Source organism: Hymenobacter psoromatis (assembly GCF_020012125.1).
GTDB classification, from domain to species: Bacteria; Bacteroidota; Bacteroidia; order Cytophagales; family Hymenobacteraceae; genus Hymenobacter; species Hymenobacter psoromatis.
Genome location: NZ_JAIFAG010000001.1, coordinates 1,230,806 through 1,247,935 on the forward strand (window position 1 = coordinate 1,230,806; position 17,130 = coordinate 1,247,935).

The window sequence follows — 17,130 nt, forward strand, 5'->3', positions numbered from 1 at the left end:
TGCTCTATTCGTATGAATAGTCGCCTTTTCCTACCCCCCCGCTGGCTGGTCGCCCTCCTGCTGCTGGCTGGGCTGGCATTGCCCCGGCTGGGGTGGGCCCAAAACCCGCTGCTGCCGGGGTATTTCGCCGACCCCAGCATCAAGAAGTTTGGCGATAAATACTACCTGTACGTGACCACCGACGGCTACCAACCTTATGGTAACCTGGGGCTTACGTTCGTCTGGACGTCGACCAACCTCAGCGATTGGCAGCCGGAGGTGATGGAGGGCCTACCCTACAAATCGGTGTGGGCGCCGGCCGTGGTGCAGGGCAAAAACAACAAGTACTACCTCTTCTGCCAAAGCTCGGTGGACTACACCGGCTACGTGTACGTGGGCGACACGCCGACGGGGCCTTTCAAGAAGGTGAATCAATTGGAGGGTTTTGATTTAGAGCCGTTTACCGACCCCGTATCGGGTAAGATATTCGTGGTGTCGGCCTCGCAGGAAATCTTCGAGATGGACAACGACCCGGCTTCCCCCACCTACCTGACCAAAATTACCAACCGCATCTCGGTAAAGGGCCGCTTCGACTTCACCGAAGGGCCCTATCTGTTTTACCGCAAGGGCCTGTACTACCTCATGTGGGCGGGCGGCCGCTGCTGGCAGAAAAGCTACAACGTGCGCTACGCCACGGCAAAATCGCTGGCCGGGCCCTTTGTAGATGCGCCCGCGCCGCTGCTCCAGAACGACGAAGCGCACGGCGTGTTCGGACCGGGCCACAACTCGATGCTGGAAGTGGATGGGCGCACGTTTATCCTCTACCACCGGCAGGATGCGGAGCGCGCGCCCACCTGCGGCTTCCGCTTCACCTGCGCCAGCGAAGTGGCCTTTAACTCTGATGGCAGCCTGAAATTCGTGCGCTACGTGGATGACCTGGGGGCCACCCTGGGCCACAAAAGCCCCTACGTGAACCTGGCCCTGAACAAGCCGGTATTTGCCAACACCGAGGAGACGACCCACCGCGCCCCGCAGGCCGTAGACGGCCGCAACGATACGCGCTGGAGTACCGGCCCCAACGAGAAGGGCACGCTCACGATTGATTTGCTCCGCGAGCAAGCCGTGAAGCGGGTGGAAATGGACTTCGAATATCCCGATAAGCTGCTGACTTTCAAGGTAGAATATTCTTTGGATAACCTGAGTTGGACTACCTTGGCCGACCATTCTAAAGAGGCCATCATGGCCTACCAGGCGCGGACTGTGGACCAGGATTTCCGGGCCCGCTACGTGCGCCTGAGCGTGCTGAACTCCGAAGACCGCAACGCCTCAGTATGGGAGCTGCGGGTACTCGGCCCGAATGCCGGCCGTTAGGCGGCACTACTTACTTCATTTTCCGCCATGCAAAGACGTCGCTTCCTAACCCTCTCGGGTGCCTCGCTCGCCAGCCTGCTGGTGCTGGATGCCGCGGCGGCTGGCGGGCGGGCCCTGGTGCGCCCGCCCGCCAAGGTGCGCGTGCGCCTGGCCGACGGCACCCACGAGCTGACTTCGGCCGATAAGCTCACCTGGCACTACCGCGACTGTACGGTGCGGCTATTGCCGCAGGGTACGGCGCTGGCCGTGCGGGTGCAATGCCCGAGCGCCCCGCTGCGCGCCGTGGAGCTGGAATGGAAGTATGATACCCAGCCCACCGCGCTCGTGCTGGGCGATGCCTGGGAGCGCACCTACGGCGACGTGCAGTTTGAGCCGGCCCGCTTCGGCCGCCAGCTGCCCTGGTACTTCGTGCAGCACGGCGCGCGCCCGGCCGATACGGTGTGCTTCGGGGTCCAGACGGGGGGTAGTACGTTCTGCTACTGGCAGGTAGGCGAGGGGCGAATGCAGCTGACGCTGGATGCCAGCAGTGCGGGGGTAGGGGTGGAGCTGGGCCCGCGCGAGCTGGCGGCGGCTACCATCGTGGCCACCGCCGGTCAAAAGAGTGAGGATACCTTTGCCACCGCCCGGCGCTTTTGCGGCATCATGTGCCCTACCCCCCGCCTGCCGCGCCAACCGGTGTACGGCATCAACGACTGGTATTTTGCCTACGGCAACAACTCGGCCGACCTCATCTTGCAGCACACCCGCCTGCTGGCCGACCTGATGCCGGCCGGTGACAACCGGCCGTTTTCGGTCATTGATGCGGGCTGGGCCGCCTACGCGCCCGCGCTACCCGGCGATTGCTGCTGGCAGGACGACTTCTCGCGGCCCAACGCCAAGTTTCCTGATATGGCCCGACTCGGCGGCGAAATTCGCCAGCTTGGGATGCGGCCGGGGCTATGGACGCGCCCACTCTGCGCGCCCCACGACACCTCGGCCAGCCGGCTCCTACCCCCCATTGCTGGTCGCAACGACCCAAAGAAGCCAGTACTCGACCCCACCATTGCCGAAAATATCGCGCTCATCCAGCGCAATTTCGCCACCTATCAAAGCTGGGGCTATGAGCTGGTGAAGCACGATTTTAGTACCTACGACCTCTTGGGCCGCTGGGGCTTTGAGATGGGCGACGGCTTCACCGCGCCCGGCTGGCGCTTCCACGACAATACCCGCACTACGGCCGAGGTTATCTTGGATTTGTACCGTGCCATTCGGCAGGCGGCGGGGCCGGCATACCTCATTGGGTGCGACACAGTAGGCCACCTGGCGGCCGGCTTGTTTGAGCTGAACCGCATCGGCGACGATACCAGCGGCCTGGAATGGGACCGCACCCGCAAAATGGGCGTTAATACGCTGGGTTTTAGATTGGTGCAGCATAACAAATTCTTCGCGGCCGACGGCGACTGCGTGGGCCTCACCCCGAAAGTGCCGTGGGCCCAGAACGAGCAATGGCTGCGCCTACTAGCCGGTAGCGGCGCGCCGTTGCTCGTCTCGGCCCAGCCCGAAGCGGTAGGCACGGCGCAGAAAGCGGCCTTGAAAACGGCCTTCGCCCAAGCCGCCAAAGTACAGCCCGTCGGCGAGCCACTCGATTGGCTTACTACCTTGCGGCCCACCAAATGGCGGCTTGACGGTCAGGCAGTTAATTTTGATTGGAGCTAACCGCCGCTCCGCATTTTTCGTCCTAATTACCCCACTCATGTCTAAGTTTCTGCTACTGGCGGCCACGCTAACCTTTTCTGCCAGTGCCGCGCTGGCCCAAACCTATTCTGTGCGCGCCTATGGCGCGGTGGCCGACGGCCGCACCGTAACTACCGCCGCCATTCAGAAGGCTGTGGATGCCTGCACCAAGGCCGGTGGCGGCACGGTGGAAGTGCCGGCCGGTATCTACCTCACCGGCACCATCAACCTGAAAACCAACGTTAACCTGCACCTCGATGACGGAGCCGTCCTCAAGGGTAGCCCTATCCTGAGTGACTACCAGACTTACTCCGTACCTGGGTTCGGCACCAACCACTACGGCATTTTGTACTCAGTACACGCCGACAACGTGTCCTTGACCGGGCCCGGTACCGTGGACGGCAATAACGAGGTATTCTACGACTTTACCCAGGCCAAGACGCTCGATACCGCTACTACCCGCTACACCCGCCAAAAGAATAACTACCGCCACGTGGCCAGCGGCATCGGCGACGGGCCGGTAGTGCCCAAGGACCGCCCCCGGCAAATGGTGATTTTTTCGCAATGTACCCACGTGCGCGTCATCGACGTGTCGCTGCTCAACTCGCCGTTCTGGACCATGCACTTTGCCGACTGCGACGCGGTGAACGTGGACGGCATCCGGCTATGGTCGGGCCTGCTGGTACCCAACGCCGACGGCATCGACGTGTCGAGCAGCAGCAACGTAACCATTGAAAATTGTGACATTCGCTCAGGCGACGACGCGCTGGCCATCGTGGGCTATGACCATCACTTCGAAATTGCCGGCTTCAGCGGCCTAAAGCACCCCTGCGAAAACATCAATATCAGTAATTGCAACCTGCAATCGTATTCGAGCGGTATCCGCATCGGCTTTCTGGACCAAAACACCGTGCGCAACGTCAACGTGAGCAATTGTAACATTACCAATTCGACACGCGGTATAAATATCTCGCTACGCGACGAAGGCTCTCTAGAAAATCTGACGTTCGATAATATTCGCATTGAAACCAAGCTGCGCACCGGCGATTGGTGGGGCAACGGCGAGCCGATTCACATCTCGGCCATTCGCGGCAACGCGGATAAAAGCGTGAAAATGGGCCGCATCAAAAACGTGCGTTTCAGTAATATCACCTGCCGGGGCGAAAACGGTATCCTGCTCTACGGCACCGCCGAAAGCCCCCTGCAAGACGTGCAATTTCACAATATCACCTTCGACTTCGTAGATAGTCCCCTCAACAGCGTGGCCGGCGGCAACGTGGACCTACGCGGCAACCTCGACCCTAAGCTCGGCCTCTTCGCCCGCGACATTCCCGGCTTCCTGGCCGAGCACATCAATGGCCTAACGGTGGATAACTTCAAGCTGAACTGGGACGGCGCAAAAGCACCATTTCTGTCGAACGGTCTTGAAGTCAATCACTTCACTGGCCTGCGCATCCGTGACTTCCAGGGTACCGGCGCGCCCGGCAACGCTAAGGCCCAGCCGATTTCTTTGCAGGACGGTGCCGAGGCAATGGTGGACGGCAAGCTGAGAAAGGCGAAGTAAACAACGATTTACCCCTACTCCCCTTTAGGAGGGGGGTAGGGGTAAATCGTTGTTTACGCCACTTCCGTGACGCGCACTTTCACGCCTTTCACTTTCGCGCCGTTCAGCTTTTCGAGGATTTCGGCTGCTTGTTTGCGCGGCACGGCCACGTAGGAATAAAAATCGAACACCTCAATGCGGCCCACGGTATGGCGCTCTAAGCCACCGACGTTGACGAAGGCGCCAACCAGGTCGTGGGCGCTGACCTTATGCTTCTTACCGGCCGTGACGTGCAGCGTGATTGTTTCGGGGCGGGGCAGCTTGTTAGCGGCGTTGGCGGGTGGCATGGCCGGGGGTACCAGGCGTTTCCACTGCGCGCCCTGGGCCGAGGGCCAGGCCTGCACGCGGGCCTGCTCGGGGGGGGTAGCCAGCAGGTGGGCGGTGCCGGCTACGCCGGCCCGCGCCGTGCGGCCGGCTCGGTGCTGGAAGGTTTCGGCATCGTGCGGCAGGTCGTACTGAATAACGGTGTCGAGAGCGGGCACGTCGAGGCCGCGGGCGGCTACATCGGTGGCTACCAGGGCCTGGGCCGAGTTATTGCGCAGCTTCATCAGGGCTTTGTCGCGCTCGGGCTGAGGTAGCTTGCCGTGCAGCACCTCGGCCGCTACGCCGCGGCCGCGCAGGAACTGGGCCAGTTCCTCCACCTTGTCGCGGGTGTTGGCGAAGATGAGCGTCTGGCCGGTTTCGGGCTGTTGCAGCAGGTGGTAGAGGGCGGCGGGCTTATCCTCTACGGCGTTGAGGACGTGGCCGCGCAGCGTGAGCGAGGTGGGCAGGGCCGCGCCGGTTATCTCGCCATTGATGCCGCCAGCAGCGGTGAGCATGCGGGGGCGGGTGAGGTAGTCGCGCACCAGGGCCATCACCTTATCGGGCATAGTAGCCGAAAATAGGAGCGTCTGCCGGCGGCGCGGCAAGCGGCTGATGATGGTCGCCATTTCTTCCTGAAATTTCAGGTCGAGCAGCTTATCGGCCTCATCCAACACCAACACTTTCAGCTGGTTAGGGATAATATTACGCTTCTCCAGGTGGTCGAGCAGGCGGCCGGGGGTAGCGACTACCACGTGCGGCGTTTGCTGCAAACTCAGCACTTCGTCGCGCATGGCGTGGCCGCCGTAGAGGGCCGCCACGCGCAAGCCGGGTGCTGGCATGTACTTGCCCAGCGCCTTGAGTGCGTCGCGCACTTGCAGCGCCAGCTCGCGGGCCGGCACCAGCACGATGGCCTGTACCGCCTTGGCGGCGGGGTCTACCTGGGCTAGGATGGCGAGGCCGTAGGCGGCGGTTTTGCCCGAGCCGGTGGGGGCCTGGCCAGCCACGTCCTGCCCGTCGAGGGCGGGCTGGAGTACCAGCGCCTGCACGGGAGTAGGGTGAATAAAATTCAGTTCAGCCACGCCTTGCAGCAGCTCGGGCGAGAGGTTGAAGTCGGAAAACGAGGCCGGAGCGGCGGGGTCAGCTTGCATCCGGCAAAGGTACGGCTTGGGGTAATGGGTAGTAAGCAACAATAAACGATTACCCACCACGCTCATTCTTCCACATTCACCAGCCGGTACCGCACAGCCGTTTTCTTGGGCTTGATATCCAGCCCCACGTGGTGCGCGTAGGCTTTGGTGAAGGCCGCGCCGAAATAGAAAATCATCGCCGAATAGAATACGAATAGCAGTACCAGTACCGTGCTGGCCGCCGGGCCGTAGATGGGCCCGAGGTCGCGGCCCACGAGCAGCAGGCCCAGCACCCGCTCGCCCGCACCAATGAGCAGGGCCGTCAGCACTGCTCCGCGCCGCACTGCCCGCCAGGGCACTTTGGCCGCGCTCAGGATGCGAAATACGAACCCGCACCACACGGTCATAATCAGCAGGCTTATCAGTGCATTGAGTACCTGCACTGCGTAATGGGCAAAGGTGGCGTCGAAGCCGGCTATCGCATCGGCAAAAATGCCCAGCAGCGCATCGGCCGAAAAGGCCAGCATGGAGAGTACCGCCGTGGCCAGCAGCACGCCCGCCGAGCGCACGCGCTCGCGCAGGGCCACCGCTACCTGGCTCACCTGCCGCCGCGGCCGCACCTGCCACAACTGGTTGAGGGAGTGCTGGATAACGGTGAATAACGTGGTGGCTACGAACACCAGAAACGCGAAGCCCAGCCAGGTAATAAGCCGGTTGCGGCTCGCGTGGCCCACGTTGTGCACGGTTTGCTCCACCATGCTCGTGGCCGTGGTGCCGATAATCTGGCCGAGCTTGGTGAGTAGCATCCGGCGCGCGCCCCGCGCCGAATACACTGAGCCCAGCAGCTGCACCAGGATGATGACAATGGGTGGCAGCGCAAACGAGGTAAAGAACGCCGTGGCCGCGCCCAGCCGCAGCGGGTCGTTGGCGGCCAGCTCACGGGCGGCGCGGCGCAGCAGCCACCACTGCTCTATCCACCAGGGCCAGTGGTGCGCGGGGGGGGTAGGGGCCGGAGCAGAAGGGGTAGACATGAGAAACTTAACGCTGGCCCGACAACATTTTAGGCTCAATCGGGTACAAAAGGGCAGCCGCCAATAAGCCTGAACTTTACGCGCCAGCCCGGCGGCGGGTCGCGTTCCTAACAACGGTTCTGCTGGCTAGTTACGCATGACAGTTACGACCATTTCCGCCACTGGCGTGCGGACCGCACCCGAAGCCCCGCCCCGCACCTGGATGCAGCGCCGGCTGGTAGACCCGTTCATCAGTCTGCTCAAGGCAGGGCTTTCGCCTGGTAGCCTGGCTCTTACGGCCGGGCTGGGGGTAGCGTTCGGGCTGGCTCCCATATTTGGCCTTACCACCATTATCAGCACGGCTACTGCCCTGCGGCTGCGGCTCAACGTGGCGGCCATGCAGCTGGTATGCCACGTGCTGAGCCCATTGCAGCTGCTCTTGCTGCTGCCGCTTTTGCGCTGGGGCGCTACCCTGCTCGGCCAGGGCCAGCTGGTGGCCAACCTCAGCCTAACCCAAATCAGGCACATGGCCAAGGCCGACGGCTGGGGTAGCGTGCTGCACCTGCTATGGCGCGCCGAGCTGGGTGCGCTGCTCATCTGGGCGGTGGCCGCCGTGCCAGTGGTATTAGGGCTCTATGTGGGCCTACAGCCCGTTTTCAAGCGCTTTATCTCGCGCCACGAAGCAGAAAGTGTGGGGTAGGTTTTATCCTACCCCACACTTTACTTATACTTCGTACACGGGCCGCACGTCGGGCTGGCGGAAATATGGGTTCACGCCTTCGTCCGAGCTGGGGTCAATCAGCATCAGGTCCACATGCTGGAAATCGCCAGTGCGGCCTTCCAGCGCTGGGCCCAGCTGCTGCATGAAAGTGGGGTCTTGGTCCAGGGTCTCGAAACCCAGCAACAGGCGCGGCGGCTGGCTTTCATCGCCCGTCAGCTGCATTTGGGCCAGGAAAATCTTCGTAACGGCCGGGTTGCCCGCCCCAAAATCGGCCAGCGACTCGGCCAGGCCCTCGGGCAGCTGCGCGGGGGCGGAAAGGGTTACCTGCGCATCAGGGGGTAGGCCGTTGCCAGAGGTGAGTTGCCCGCCGAGCAGGGCCTGAATCTCGGCCGCCGGCAGCAGCTTGCCCGCCGCCGAAAAGGGGTTCAGCACGCAGTCCTGCCCCTGCGTCATGCCAAAAAATGCCTGGCCCGGAATAGCTACCCACGCCACGCCGGTGGTATTCATGCCGCCATCGCTGAGGCGCGCCTCGGAGGTAAAGATGGGCAGGCGGCCATCCTGCAATACTTGCAGCTGAATCTGCTGGCCTTCTGCGAGTTGCACTTCGCCGGTGCCCACGTTCTCATCCGGGGCCAACACCATCAGGATATTCTCCTGCAATAAAGCCTGATAAAAGGCCGGGCGGGCGTTTTCGTCCACCGGGGCCAGCAGCAGCAGGTGCTCCAGCACGTTCTGGGGCTCGTAGGGAAACTCCGACGCGGGCGGTGGGGCCAGCGGAGCGGGCGTGGCTGGTACCGGCGCGGCCGGGGCCACGTGCTGCGAGCCCTGGTAGCGGGGCCCTCCTTTGGGAGTGGGGGTAGGCGTGGAAGCCGGGTCAGCCGCCGGGGTGGGGGTAGGGGCTGGGGTCGCGTCGGGTTTTTTCAGAAAGTCAAAGAGACCCATATGAATGGAGAAAATAAACGAGGTAAGCGGATGCAAACAAAGGTAATGAGCGAACCGGCCTTGGGAAACTCATTGCTGGCCGCAGGCGCGCAACTCGGCCTCGGTGCCCGCGATGGTGCGCACGCCGGCCGGACCGGGGTGGTTGCCCCAGTGGCTTTCCAGAAAATTAAGCAGATTAGTCACCTGCGCCGGCGAGAGATGGTGGTGCGAGGCCGTATCCTGCACGCCCAGCATCTGCTGGTTGTAGGCCACGCCATTAACCACAATCGGCCCGCGCAGCCCCCAGCGGACGATGCAGGCTAGTTCGTATGAATGTTGGGCCAGATAATCGGAGCCCGCCAGCGGCGGAATGAGCTGTCCCAGGCCCTGGCCCTGCTCGCCGTGGCAGCTGGCGCAGTGCTGCCCGTAGAGGCGCTCACCCTGGTTGCGGTTATTAGTGAAGCAGCCGGGCAGCGTGAGCAGCCCGGCCACCAGGGTAAGATGCAGATAAAACCGAACGGGCAACACCAGCATAGTAGGCCGCTAAGTGATTAAGGCTGAGCGGCTACGGGCTGGCCCTGCCGGGTCTTAGCTTCGGCCAGCAGCACGGGTAGCTCTTTTTGCAGGCGGGATACTTCCTGCGGGTTCAGGCTATCGTAAAGGCCGCGCACGTGGCCCTGGTCGTCTACCAGCGCGAAGGTGCCGCTGTGGGCAATGCCGCCGGGGGCCGCTTTATCGGGCATGGCGCCGGTGAAGTAGGCCGCCGCCAGGGTAAAGGCCGTGTCGCGGCTGGCCCGCACGAAGCGCCAGCTGCTGCCGGGCGTGCCTACCCCCAGCCGGCGGGCGTAGTCGCGCAGCACGGCCAGGCTATCGTGGTCGGGGTCAATGGTTTCGGAGATGAATGCCACCTTCGGGTTGGTGCCGAACTGCTTGTACACCTTCAGCATCTCGCTCTGCATTTTGGGGCAAATGCCGGGGCAGGTGGCAAAGAAAAAGTCGGTGAGATAGACCTTGCCCGCCAAGCTCTGGTTCGTGACGAGGTGGCCGTCCTGGTCGTGCAGCCGGAAGGGCGGCACCTTGGTGGGGGCCGCCGTTGCGCCCTGGCCAGCCCCGTCGGTCGGCTCCGTGTTGCCCACGTAGGGCAGGGTAGCGGGAGTATCGGTATCGGCGCTGCCACCGGCTGCCCCGCAGCCCGCCAGCGCCAGCAAGGCAGCCAGGGGCAAATATTTCAAACGCATCATGAGCAAGCTAACTAAATGCGGCGGGCCAGATGGTGCCCGTCAGTAAAGGATAAACCGCGAAACGCCGCGGGTCGTTCGCGGCGAGGGGGGTAGGGTGCTCCTACCGCCCGGCCCGGCGCAACGTCGCCTGGGCCGAGTCAATGGCCACGCGCAGCTGCTGCTCGATGCCGCTGAGCTGCTTTTCCTGGTCTTGCAGGTAAGTGAGGCGCTGGGGCGCGGGAGCGGTGCTGTCGGGGGCCTGGTACTGGTGCATCCACTCCATCATGGCATGGTCGGCGGTTTGCATCTGGCTGAGCACGGGGGCAGTAGCCGGCGTTTTGGCGGCCGTTAACTGGGCCTTGAGCGCGAAGAGCTGCTCCGTCTGGCCCATTGCGCGCTCGTGCTGGGCCATCAGGGTGTCTTCGAGGGCGCGGGCCTGGCCGGTGGGCGCGGTGGCTTCGGTAGTGGCGGTGGTGGTCTGGGTTCCGCAGCCCGGCAGGCCCAGGCTCAGCAGGCCCAGGAGCGCGCCGGCGGGCAATAGCAGCAGTTTTTTCATGCCGCAAAGGTAAGGCTGCTGTCGGGGGGTAGGAAGGGTAGAACGGTGGAAGGGTGAGGGGTAGAAGGGCGGGGAGGTGGCTAAAAGTCAGAAAATACGTAGAACGGTTGCCACGCAAAACAAATAACTCCTACTCTCAACCCGCTTACCCGCGCACCTTCAACCCCCTTACCCTATCCCTACCCCCACATGCAAACCCGCCAACTCGGCCGCTCCGGCCCTACTGTTTCTGCCCTCGGCCTCGGCTGCATGGGTATGTCTGACTTCTACGGCCAGCCCGACGATGCTGAAAGCCTGCGCACCCTGGCCCGCGCCCTGGAGCTGGGTGTGAATTTTCTGGATACCGCTGATATGTACGGCCCCTACACCAATGAGGAGCTACTGGGCCGCTTCTTGCAGGAAGATAAAACCCGCCGCGCTAAAGTACTACTGGCTACCAAGTTCGGTATCGTGCGCGACCCAAGCAACCCCGCTAAGCGCAGCGTTAGCGGCCGGCCCGAGTACGTGCGCCAGGCAGCCGAGGGTAGCCTGAAACGCCTCGGCACTGACCACCTCGACCTATACTACCAGCATCGCGTAGACCCGCAGGTGCCCATCGAGGAAACCGTGGGGGCCATGAGTCGCCTCGTGGAAGAGGGTAAAGTGCGCTTCCTGGGCCTCAGCGAAGCCGGCCCCGATACCATTCGTCGGGCCCAGGCCACGCACCCCATCGCGGCCCTGCAAACCGAATACAGCCTCTGGAGCCGCGACGTAGAAGTAGAAATCCTGCCCCTGCTGCGCGAGCTGGGCATTGGGCTGGTGCCGTACTCGCCGCTAGGCCGCGGCTTCCTGACCGGCGAAATCCAGCAATTTGATGATTTCGCGCTCGACGACTACCGCCGCCACTCGCCCCGCTTCCAAGGTGAGAATTTCCAAAAAAACCTGCACCTCGTCAACCACCTGCGCGACCTAGCTCGTGCTAAAGGCATAACCGCCAGTCAGTTAGCTCTGGCTTGGGTGCTGGTCCAAGGTAATGACCTAGTGCCCATCCCTGGCACTAAGCGCGTAAAATATCTGGAAGAAAACGTGGGCGCCCTCGCCGTGCAGCTCACCCCCGACGAGCTACGCCACCTCGACGAATTGCTACCCCTCGGGGCCGCCGCCGGCACTCGCTATCCGGAAGCCATGATGGGCATGGTTGGGCGGTAAAATAGCATCCGCTTCAGTGTGCGCGGGCCTTTCGTAATGAAGGTAGTAGCCCGCACATGCTAAAGCGAATGCCACATCGGGCTACCCCAGTTTCTCCTTAAATAACCGCAGTGTGCGCTCCCAGGCCAGCTTAGCAGCCTCGGCGTTGTAGCGAGCAGGAGAAGTATCGTTGTTAAAAGCGTGGTTAACTCCTTCGTAGATAAATAATTCGTAGGGAATGTGCGCTGCTTTCAGCGCCGTCTCATAGGCTGGGATGCCGGCATCAATGCGCTGGTCGAGGCCAGCATAGTGCAGCATAAGGGCGGCTTTTATTTGGGGCACGTCTTCGGCCTTGGGCTGCTGGCCGTAGTAGGCCACGGCAGCGTTCAGCAGCGGGTCGTGCACCGCAAGCTGGTTGGCCAGGCCACCGCCCCAGCAGAAGCCCACGCAGCCGGTGCGGCCGTTGCACTCGGGCCGGGCGCGCAAGTAGTTGAGGGCGGCGAGGTAGTTATTCAGGTTTTTCGGCCCGTCAAGCTGCCCGATTAGCTCGCGGCCCTTGTCCTCGTCGGCGGGCGTGCCGCCCAGTACCGACAGCGCATCCACGCCCAACGCCAGGTAGCCGGCCCGTGCCACGCGCTGCGTCACGTCCTTAATATGCGGCGTGAGGCCCCGGTTTTCGTGAATGACAACCACTGCGCCGCGCTTTTTCCGGCCTTTGGGGCGCACTAAGTAGCCGCTCACGGTGGCCCCGTCGCCGGGCCAGGTTACGGTTTCTTCCAGCAGGTCGTCGCCTAGCGGCGCTATCGTGGCGGCCCGCGCGTAGCCCGGTTCCAGCATGGCCAGTGCCGCCGCCGCCAGCGCCGCGCCGCCCGTTAGCGCCGCCAGTCGGTCCAGAAATTCCTTACGCGATAGCGGCCGGTGCGTGTACTCGTCGAAGAGGTTAATTATGCGCTGGTCCATAGGGGTAGGGATGGGTTACGACTGCAAGGTATTGCGGGCTTGCTTACTCCAAGCCCCTTGCGTGTTGGAGCTTTTGGAAATAAGTAGCTGATAGCAAAAGTCGGGTACCATACCAACTAAAAAGCTCACCATTCACAACTTGAATCTTGGCTGTCGGGCAAATTTCCTGAAATTCGGCCACGTGTTTTTCCCCAAAAGGGTAGGGTTCAGACGACAAAAAAATGTGTGCTGGGCTTGCCTTAGCCAGTTGTTCAGACGTCACTTCGGGGTAGCGGCCTACGTGTGCGAAAGCATTGCGAAAACCTGCCCGGCGCAGCATATCGTCGATAAACGTGCCGCTGGCCGCTACCATATAGGGCTTACGCCAGATGAAATAGGCCGCTTGCAGTGGGGGAGTAGGAAGCAAAAGCTTATCAAACGACTGTTGGATGGCTGAGGCAAGTGACTCGGCAATTCTGGATTTACTGGTAATGTCTCCAATGCGGCGAATCATATCAAGCGCCTCCGGCAAATCTGCTACATTACTCATCCAAACCGGGTACTGAAGCGCGAGCTGATTGATGCCTTCCTGATAATTTTCCTCCTTGTTACCAATAATTAAATCGGGACGGGTAGCCTTAATTTTAGCGAAGTCAAAATTTTTCGTGCCTCCAATTACGCTGGCCGTATGGCGGGCATTAGGCGGATGAATACAAAATTTAGTGACTCCTTCTAGCTGTTTTTGTAGTCCCAGGTCAAACAGTAGCTCGGTTTGGGAGGGTACTAACGAAACAATGCGCAGCGGTGGGTAAGGAAAGCTTACTTCTCTTCCCATCTGGTCAATTACCGTGCGCTGGCGTTGGTGAGCATCGAATGTCATACAGAGGATAAGTAGAAAAAGCGGCGGCATTACTTCATGCCGCCGCCTTACTACTGGTAACGCAATTTAATTAGCTGAAATACCGGAAATCCTGTCCATCCTCAATGCGCAGCAATGTCTCATAAATAAGCCGCGTTACGTTGTCCACGTCGTCGCGGTGAACGGTTTCCACCGTAGTGTGCATATACTTGAGGGGTAGGGAGATAAGCGCCGAAGCTACGCCCGAGCCTGAATAGGCAAAAGCATCAGTATCGGTGCCGGTGGCGCGGGTAGCGGCGGCGCGCTGAAACGGAATGTCAGTTTCCTTGGCCGTATTGATAATTAAATCACGCAAATTATTCTGAACCGCCGGGCCGTAGGTAATTACCGGGCCTTTACCGCACGAAATATCGCCGGCCGTTTTCTTTTCATACATCGGCGACTGGCTGTCGTGCGTCACGTCGGTAATTATGGCTACGTCGGGATTAATGCGGTGAGCCACCATTTCGGCCCCACGCAGGCCAATTTCCTCCTGCACCGAATTAACGATGTAGAGGCCAAAAGGCAGGGTTATATTATTCTCCTTTAGCATCCGGGCTACTTCGGCTACCATGAAGCCGCCCACGCGGTTGTCAAGGGCGCGGCCTACGTAGTATTTATCGTTGAGCACCGTAAACTCGTCCTCAAACGTGACCACCGAACCCACGTGCACACCCATTTCTTCCACCTCATCGGCCGAAGACGCGCCGCAGTCCAGGAAGATGGTTTCGATGGTCGGGGCCTTGTCCTGCTCCACCTTGCGCACGTGAATGGCGGGCCAGCCAAACACGGCTTTCACAATGCCTTTTTCACCGAAAATATTGACCCGCTTGCTCGGGGCTACCAGCGCGTCGGAGCCGCCGTTGCGCCGCAAATACAGGTAGCCTTCCTTGGTGATGTAATTGACAAAATACGAAATTTCGTCGGCGTGCGCCTCAATAACAACCTTGTATTTTGCCTCGGGATTAATAACGCCCACAACGGTGCCGTACGTATCCACAAAATACTCGTCAATGTAGGGCTTGATGTACGCCAGCCACAGTTTCTGGCCTTCTTTTTCAAAGCCGGTGGGAGAGGAATTATTGAGGTATTTTTCGAGAAACTCAAACGATTCGGGACGCATTTTCTGCTTACGATTGTCATGCTGAGCTTGCCGAAGCATCTCGCTCGCACTGGTGAACGATTTAATTACTGCTGCACGCGAGATGCTTTGACAAGCGGACGCCAAATAAGCATGACAACGGCATTTTTTAAAATTACAGCGGAATATTGCCGTGCTTTTTACGCGGCAGCGTATCCACTTTGTTTTCCAGCATTTTAAAAGCCCGAATTAATTTCTGCCGGGTTTGGGAAGGCATAATTACTTCGTCCACGAAGCCGCGGTGGGCGGCGCGGTAGGGGGTAGCAAATTTCTGCTGGTACTCATCCACCTTTTCCTGCAATTTTGCTTTGGGGTTTTCGGCCGCCGCTATTTCGCGCTTGAAGATGATTTCAGCTGCACCTTTCGCGCCCATTACGGCGATTTCAGCGGTGGGCCAGGCAAAATTCAAATCGGCCCCGATGTGCTTGCTGTTCATCACGTCGTAGGCCCCGCCGTAAGCCTTGCGGGTGATGACGGTGACGCGGGGCACGGTGGCCTCGCAGAAGGCGTAGAGCAGCTTCGCGCCGTTGGTGATGATGCCGCGCCATTCCTGGTCGGTGCCGGGCAGGAAGCCGGGCACGTCTTCCAGCACCAAGAGCGGAATATTAAATGAGTCGCAGAAGCGCACGAAGCGGGCGGCTTTGGTGCTGGCGTTGATGTCGAGCACGCCGGCCAGCACGGCCGGCTGGTTGCCTACGATGCCAATGCTACGGCCCGCCAGCCGCGCAAAACCCACCACGATGTTCTCGGCAAAATTTTGGTGCACTTCCATGAACGAGCCGCTATCAATCAGGCCCTCAACAACTTCGCGAATATCGTAGGGCTGGTTGGCGTTATCCGGAATGAGCGTGTTGAGCGCCGGGCGGCTTTCGTCCTGGCCGGTGGGGTAGGGCACGGCGGGCGCGGTTTCTTCGCAGTTTTGGGGCAGGTAGCTCAGCAGCTGCTTGAGCTGCTGGATGACCACTACCTCATTCGACCCGGTGAAATGCGTGACGCCGCTCTTGGTCGAGTGGGTACTGGCCCCGCCCAGCTCCTCGCTGGTCACGTTTTCGTGGGTCACGGTTTTCACCACGTTGGGGCCGGTCACGAACATGTAGCTCGTGTTTTCGACCATCAGAATAAAATCCGTGATAGCCGGCGAGTATACCGCGCCGCCCGCGCACGGCCCCATAATGGCCGAGAGCTGCGGCACCACGCCGCTGGCCAGCGTATTCTTATAAAAGATGTCGGCGTAGCCACCCAGGCTCACTACCCCTTCCTGAATGCGCGCCCCGCCCGAGTCGTTGAGGCCAATAACCGGCGCGCCGTTCTTCATGGCCAGGTCCATTATTTTAACGATTTTTTCGGCGTGCGTCTCGCTCAGCGAGCCGCCGAAGACCGTGAAATCCTGCGAAAAAACGTACACCAGGCGGCCATGCACGGTGCCGTAGCCCGTTACTACGCCATCACCGAGGTAGTATTCTTTATCGAGGCCAAAGTCCTTGGCGCGGTGCATCACAAACTTGCCAATCTCCTCAAACGAGCCCTCATCAAGCAGCAGGTCAAGGCGTTCACGGGCCGTAAGCTTGCCTTTTTTGTGTTGGGCTTCGATGCGGGCTGCGCCGCCGCCGAGCAGGGCTTCCTGGTTTTTGGCGGCGAGCAATTCGGTGGCAGAAACGGTGGGGTGGGCGGCTACGTGGGGGTCGGCCATCGGGGGTAGGGCGGGGAGGTTGGGGGTAACGTTAACGTAAACCCAAATGTAGCGCCGACTTTAGTCCCAACCCATTTCTGCATTGATAGCCGGGGCGGGGTCGAGCGACTTCCAGAGGTACTTGCAGGCCAGCGAGCGGTAGGGCCGCCAGGGCTCGGCCAGCAGCAGCATTTTCTGCTGCAAGGCTCGGCCGGTTTCCTCCAGGTTATAGAGCTTGCGCATAGCGTTTTGCACGCCCAGGTCGCCCTCGCTGAACACGTCGGGCTGGTCCAGGGCGAACATTTGCAGCATCTGGGCCGTCCAGCGCCCTACCCCCCGGATGGCGGTTAGGTGGGTGGTAAAGGCTTCTTCGTCGAGCTGGCTGAGGTGTTCATAGTCGAGCAGGCCACGCTCCTGATAGTCGGCAATGGCCTGGAGGTAGCCTGCCTTCTGGCGCGAAAGGCCGGCCGCGCGTAGCTCGTCTTCGCTCAGGCGCAGCACTTCGCGCGGCTCGGGGTAGCCATCGGGCCGAAACAGCGCCGTGAACCGCCGCCAGATGGCCGCCGCCGCCTTGGTCGAAATCTGCTGGCTCACGATGGCGCGCAGCAGCGCCAGGTATAGGTCTTCGTGGGCGGCGGGGCGCACCGGGCCGGCCACGCGGGCAATGGCCTGGGCCAGCACGGGGTCGGCCTGGCGCAGGTGGGCCAGGCCAGCGGCGTGCCAGTGGGGTTCGGCGTCGGGAAGGGGGGTAGGAGCGGGCATAGCGTAGTGAAGCTGTACCGTTGGCGGGCA

Annotated in this window: 16 protein-coding genes; 5 read left to right on the top strand and 11 right to left on the bottom strand. The window is 61.2% G+C overall.

What is annotated here, in order from left to right:
• Nucleotides 1-12: 12 nt before the first annotated feature.
• The 3 genes from LC531_RS05265 to LC531_RS05275 are packed head-to-tail and all read left to right on the top strand — an operon-like array spanning nt 13 to nt 4,627.
• Nucleotides 13-1,350 carry a family 43 glycosylhydrolase gene (locus LC531_RS05265; protein WP_223649264.1) on the top strand — a complete coding sequence of 446 codons (1,338 nt, stop codon included), beginning with the start codon at nt 13-15 and terminating at the stop codon, nt 1,348-1,350.
• 27 nt (nt 1,351-1,377) lie between these two features.
• Nucleotides 1,378-3,045, top strand: coding sequence for an alpha-amylase family protein (locus LC531_RS05270; RefSeq protein WP_223649265.1), 1,668 nt, complete (start codon nt 1,378-1,380; stop codon nt 3,043-3,045).
• Nucleotides 3,046-3,082: 37 nt separating this feature from the next.
• Nucleotides 3,083-4,627 carry a glycoside hydrolase family 28 protein gene (locus LC531_RS05275; RefSeq protein WP_223649266.1) on the top strand — a complete coding sequence of 515 codons (1,545 nt, stop codon included), beginning with the start codon at nt 3,083-3,085 and terminating at the stop codon, nt 4,625-4,627.
• 53 nt (nt 4,628-4,680) lie between these two features.
• On the opposite strand, the gene LC531_RS05280 is transcribed toward LC531_RS05275, so the two are convergent.
• Both LC531_RS05280 and LC531_RS05285 read right to left on the bottom strand, forming a co-directional pair.
• On the bottom strand, nt 4,681-6,117 hold the full coding sequence (locus LC531_RS05280) for a DEAD/DEAH box helicase (protein ID WP_223649267.1): 1,437 nt from the start codon (nt 6,115-6,117) through the stop codon (nt 4,681-4,683).
• 62 nt (nt 6,118-6,179) lie between these two features.
• Nucleotides 6,180-7,127: a YihY/virulence factor BrkB family protein gene (locus LC531_RS05285; protein ID WP_223649268.1), complete on the bottom strand. Its 948-nt coding sequence runs from the start codon at nt 7,125-7,127 to the stop codon at nt 6,180-6,182.
• Nucleotides 7,128-7,263: 136 nt separating this feature from the next.
• On the opposite strand from LC531_RS05285, the gene LC531_RS05290 reads away from it, so the two are divergent.
• Nucleotides 7,264-7,806, top strand: coding sequence for a DUF2062 domain-containing protein (locus LC531_RS05290; protein WP_223649269.1), 543 nt, complete (start codon nt 7,264-7,266; stop codon nt 7,804-7,806).
• 24 nt (nt 7,807-7,830) lie between these two features.
• On the opposite strand, the gene LC531_RS05295 is transcribed toward LC531_RS05290, so the two are convergent.
• The 4 genes from LC531_RS05295 to LC531_RS05310 all read right to left on the bottom strand — a co-directional run bounded on the left by LC531_RS05295 (nt 7,831) and on the right by LC531_RS05310 (nt 10,524).
• Nucleotides 7,831-8,769, bottom strand: a complete 939-nt coding sequence (locus LC531_RS05295; protein ID WP_223649270.1) for an enhanced serine sensitivity protein SseB C-terminal domain-containing protein — start codon at nt 8,767-8,769, stop codon at nt 7,831-7,833.
• 69 nt (nt 8,770-8,838) lie between these two features.
• Nucleotides 8,839-9,273: a c-type cytochrome gene (locus LC531_RS05300; RefSeq protein WP_223649271.1), complete on the bottom strand. Its 435-nt coding sequence runs from the start codon at nt 9,271-9,273 to the stop codon at nt 8,839-8,841.
• A 26-nt stretch (nt 9,274-9,299) separates the two neighbouring features.
• Nucleotides 9,300-9,989 (bottom strand): SCO family protein, encoded by a 690-nt coding sequence (locus LC531_RS05305; RefSeq protein ID WP_223649272.1) that lies wholly within the window; start codon nt 9,987-9,989, stop codon nt 9,300-9,302.
• A 100-nt stretch (nt 9,990-10,089) separates the two neighbouring features.
• Entirely contained in the window at nt 10,090-10,524 is a 435-nt protein-coding gene (locus LC531_RS05310) for a hypothetical protein (RefSeq protein ID WP_223649273.1), read from the bottom strand.
• 189 nt (nt 10,525-10,713) lie between these two features.
• On the opposite strand from LC531_RS05310, the gene LC531_RS05315 reads away from it, so the two are divergent.
• Entirely contained in the window at nt 10,714-11,712 is a 999-nt protein-coding gene (locus LC531_RS05315; RefSeq protein WP_223649274.1) for an aldo/keto reductase, read from the top strand.
• Nucleotides 11,713-11,793: 81 nt separating this feature from the next.
• On the opposite strand, the gene LC531_RS05320 is transcribed toward LC531_RS05315, so the two are convergent.
• The 5 genes from LC531_RS05320 to LC531_RS05340 form a co-directional block, all read right to left on the bottom strand.
• Nucleotides 11,794-12,651 carry a dienelactone hydrolase family protein gene (locus LC531_RS05320; protein WP_223649275.1) on the bottom strand — a complete coding sequence of 286 codons (858 nt, stop codon included), beginning with the start codon at nt 12,649-12,651 and terminating at the stop codon, nt 11,794-11,796.
• A 43-nt stretch (nt 12,652-12,694) separates the two neighbouring features.
• Nucleotides 12,695-13,510, bottom strand: a complete 816-nt coding sequence (locus LC531_RS05325) for a helical backbone metal receptor (protein WP_223649276.1) — start codon at nt 13,508-13,510, stop codon at nt 12,695-12,697.
• 70 nt (nt 13,511-13,580) lie between these two features.
• Nucleotides 13,581-14,651 carry a M42 family metallopeptidase gene (locus tag LC531_RS05330; RefSeq protein ID WP_223649277.1) on the bottom strand — a complete coding sequence of 357 codons (1,071 nt, stop codon included), beginning with the start codon at nt 14,649-14,651 and terminating at the stop codon, nt 13,581-13,583.
• A 133-nt stretch (nt 14,652-14,784) separates the two neighbouring features.
• Nucleotides 14,785-16,359, bottom strand: a complete 1,575-nt coding sequence (locus LC531_RS05335) for an acyl-CoA carboxylase subunit beta (RefSeq protein ID WP_223649278.1) — start codon at nt 16,357-16,359, stop codon at nt 14,785-14,787.
• Between the two features lie 60 nt (nt 16,360-16,419).
• Nucleotides 16,420-17,100 carry a DNA-3-methyladenine glycosylase family protein gene (locus LC531_RS05340; protein WP_223649279.1) on the bottom strand — a complete coding sequence of 227 codons (681 nt, stop codon included), beginning with the start codon at nt 17,098-17,100 and terminating at the stop codon, nt 16,420-16,422.
• Between the last annotated feature and the right edge of the window lie 30 nt (nt 17,101-17,130).

Bases quoted from the DNA above. Each gene is read 5' to 3' on its own strand.
- LC531_RS05340 (WP_223649279.1), bottom strand. From the start codon at position 17,100: ATGCCCGCTCCTACCCCCCTTCCCGACGCCGAACCCCACTGGCACGCC.
- LC531_RS05330 (WP_223649277.1), bottom strand. From the start codon at position 14,651: ATGCGTCCCGAATCGTTTGAGTTTCTCGAAAAATACCTCAATAATTCC.
- LC531_RS05275 (WP_223649266.1), top strand. From the start codon at position 3,083: ATGTCTAAGTTTCTGCTACTGGCGGCCACGCTAACCTTTTCTGCCAGT.
- LC531_RS05325 (WP_223649276.1), bottom strand. From the start codon at position 13,510: ATGACATTCGATGCTCACCAACGCCAGCGCACGGTAATTGACCAGATG.
- LC531_RS05335 (WP_223649278.1), bottom strand. From the start codon at position 16,359: ATGGCCGACCCCCACGTAGCCGCCCACCCCACCGTTTCTGCCACCGAA.
- LC531_RS05295 (WP_223649270.1), bottom strand. From the start codon at position 8,769: ATGGGTCTCTTTGACTTTCTGAAAAAACCCGACGCGACCCCAGCCCCT.
- LC531_RS05285 (WP_223649268.1), bottom strand. From the start codon at position 7,127: ATGTCTACCCCTTCTGCTCCGGCCCCTACCCCCCCCGCGCACCACTGG.
- LC531_RS05290 (WP_223649269.1), top strand. From the start codon at position 7,264: ATGACAGTTACGACCATTTCCGCCACTGGCGTGCGGACCGCACCCGAA.
- LC531_RS05320 (WP_223649275.1), bottom strand. From the start codon at position 12,651: ATGGACCAGCGCATAATTAACCTCTTCGACGAGTACACGCACCGGCCG.
- LC531_RS05315 (WP_223649274.1), top strand. From the start codon at position 10,714: ATGCAAACCCGCCAACTCGGCCGCTCCGGCCCTACTGTTTCTGCCCTC.
- LC531_RS05280 (WP_223649267.1), bottom strand. From the start codon at position 6,117: ATGCAAGCTGACCCCGCCGCTCCGGCCTCGTTTTCCGACTTCAACCTC.
- LC531_RS05310 (WP_223649273.1), bottom strand. From the start codon at position 10,524: ATGAAAAAACTGCTGCTATTGCCCGCCGGCGCGCTCCTGGGCCTGCTG.
- LC531_RS05305 (WP_223649272.1), bottom strand. From the start codon at position 9,989: ATGATGCGTTTGAAATATTTGCCCCTGGCTGCCTTGCTGGCGCTGGCG.
- LC531_RS05270 (WP_223649265.1), top strand. From the start codon at position 1,378: ATGCAAAGACGTCGCTTCCTAACCCTCTCGGGTGCCTCGCTCGCCAGC.
- LC531_RS05265 (WP_223649264.1), top strand. From the start codon at position 13: ATGAATAGTCGCCTTTTCCTACCCCCCCGCTGGCTGGTCGCCCTCCTG.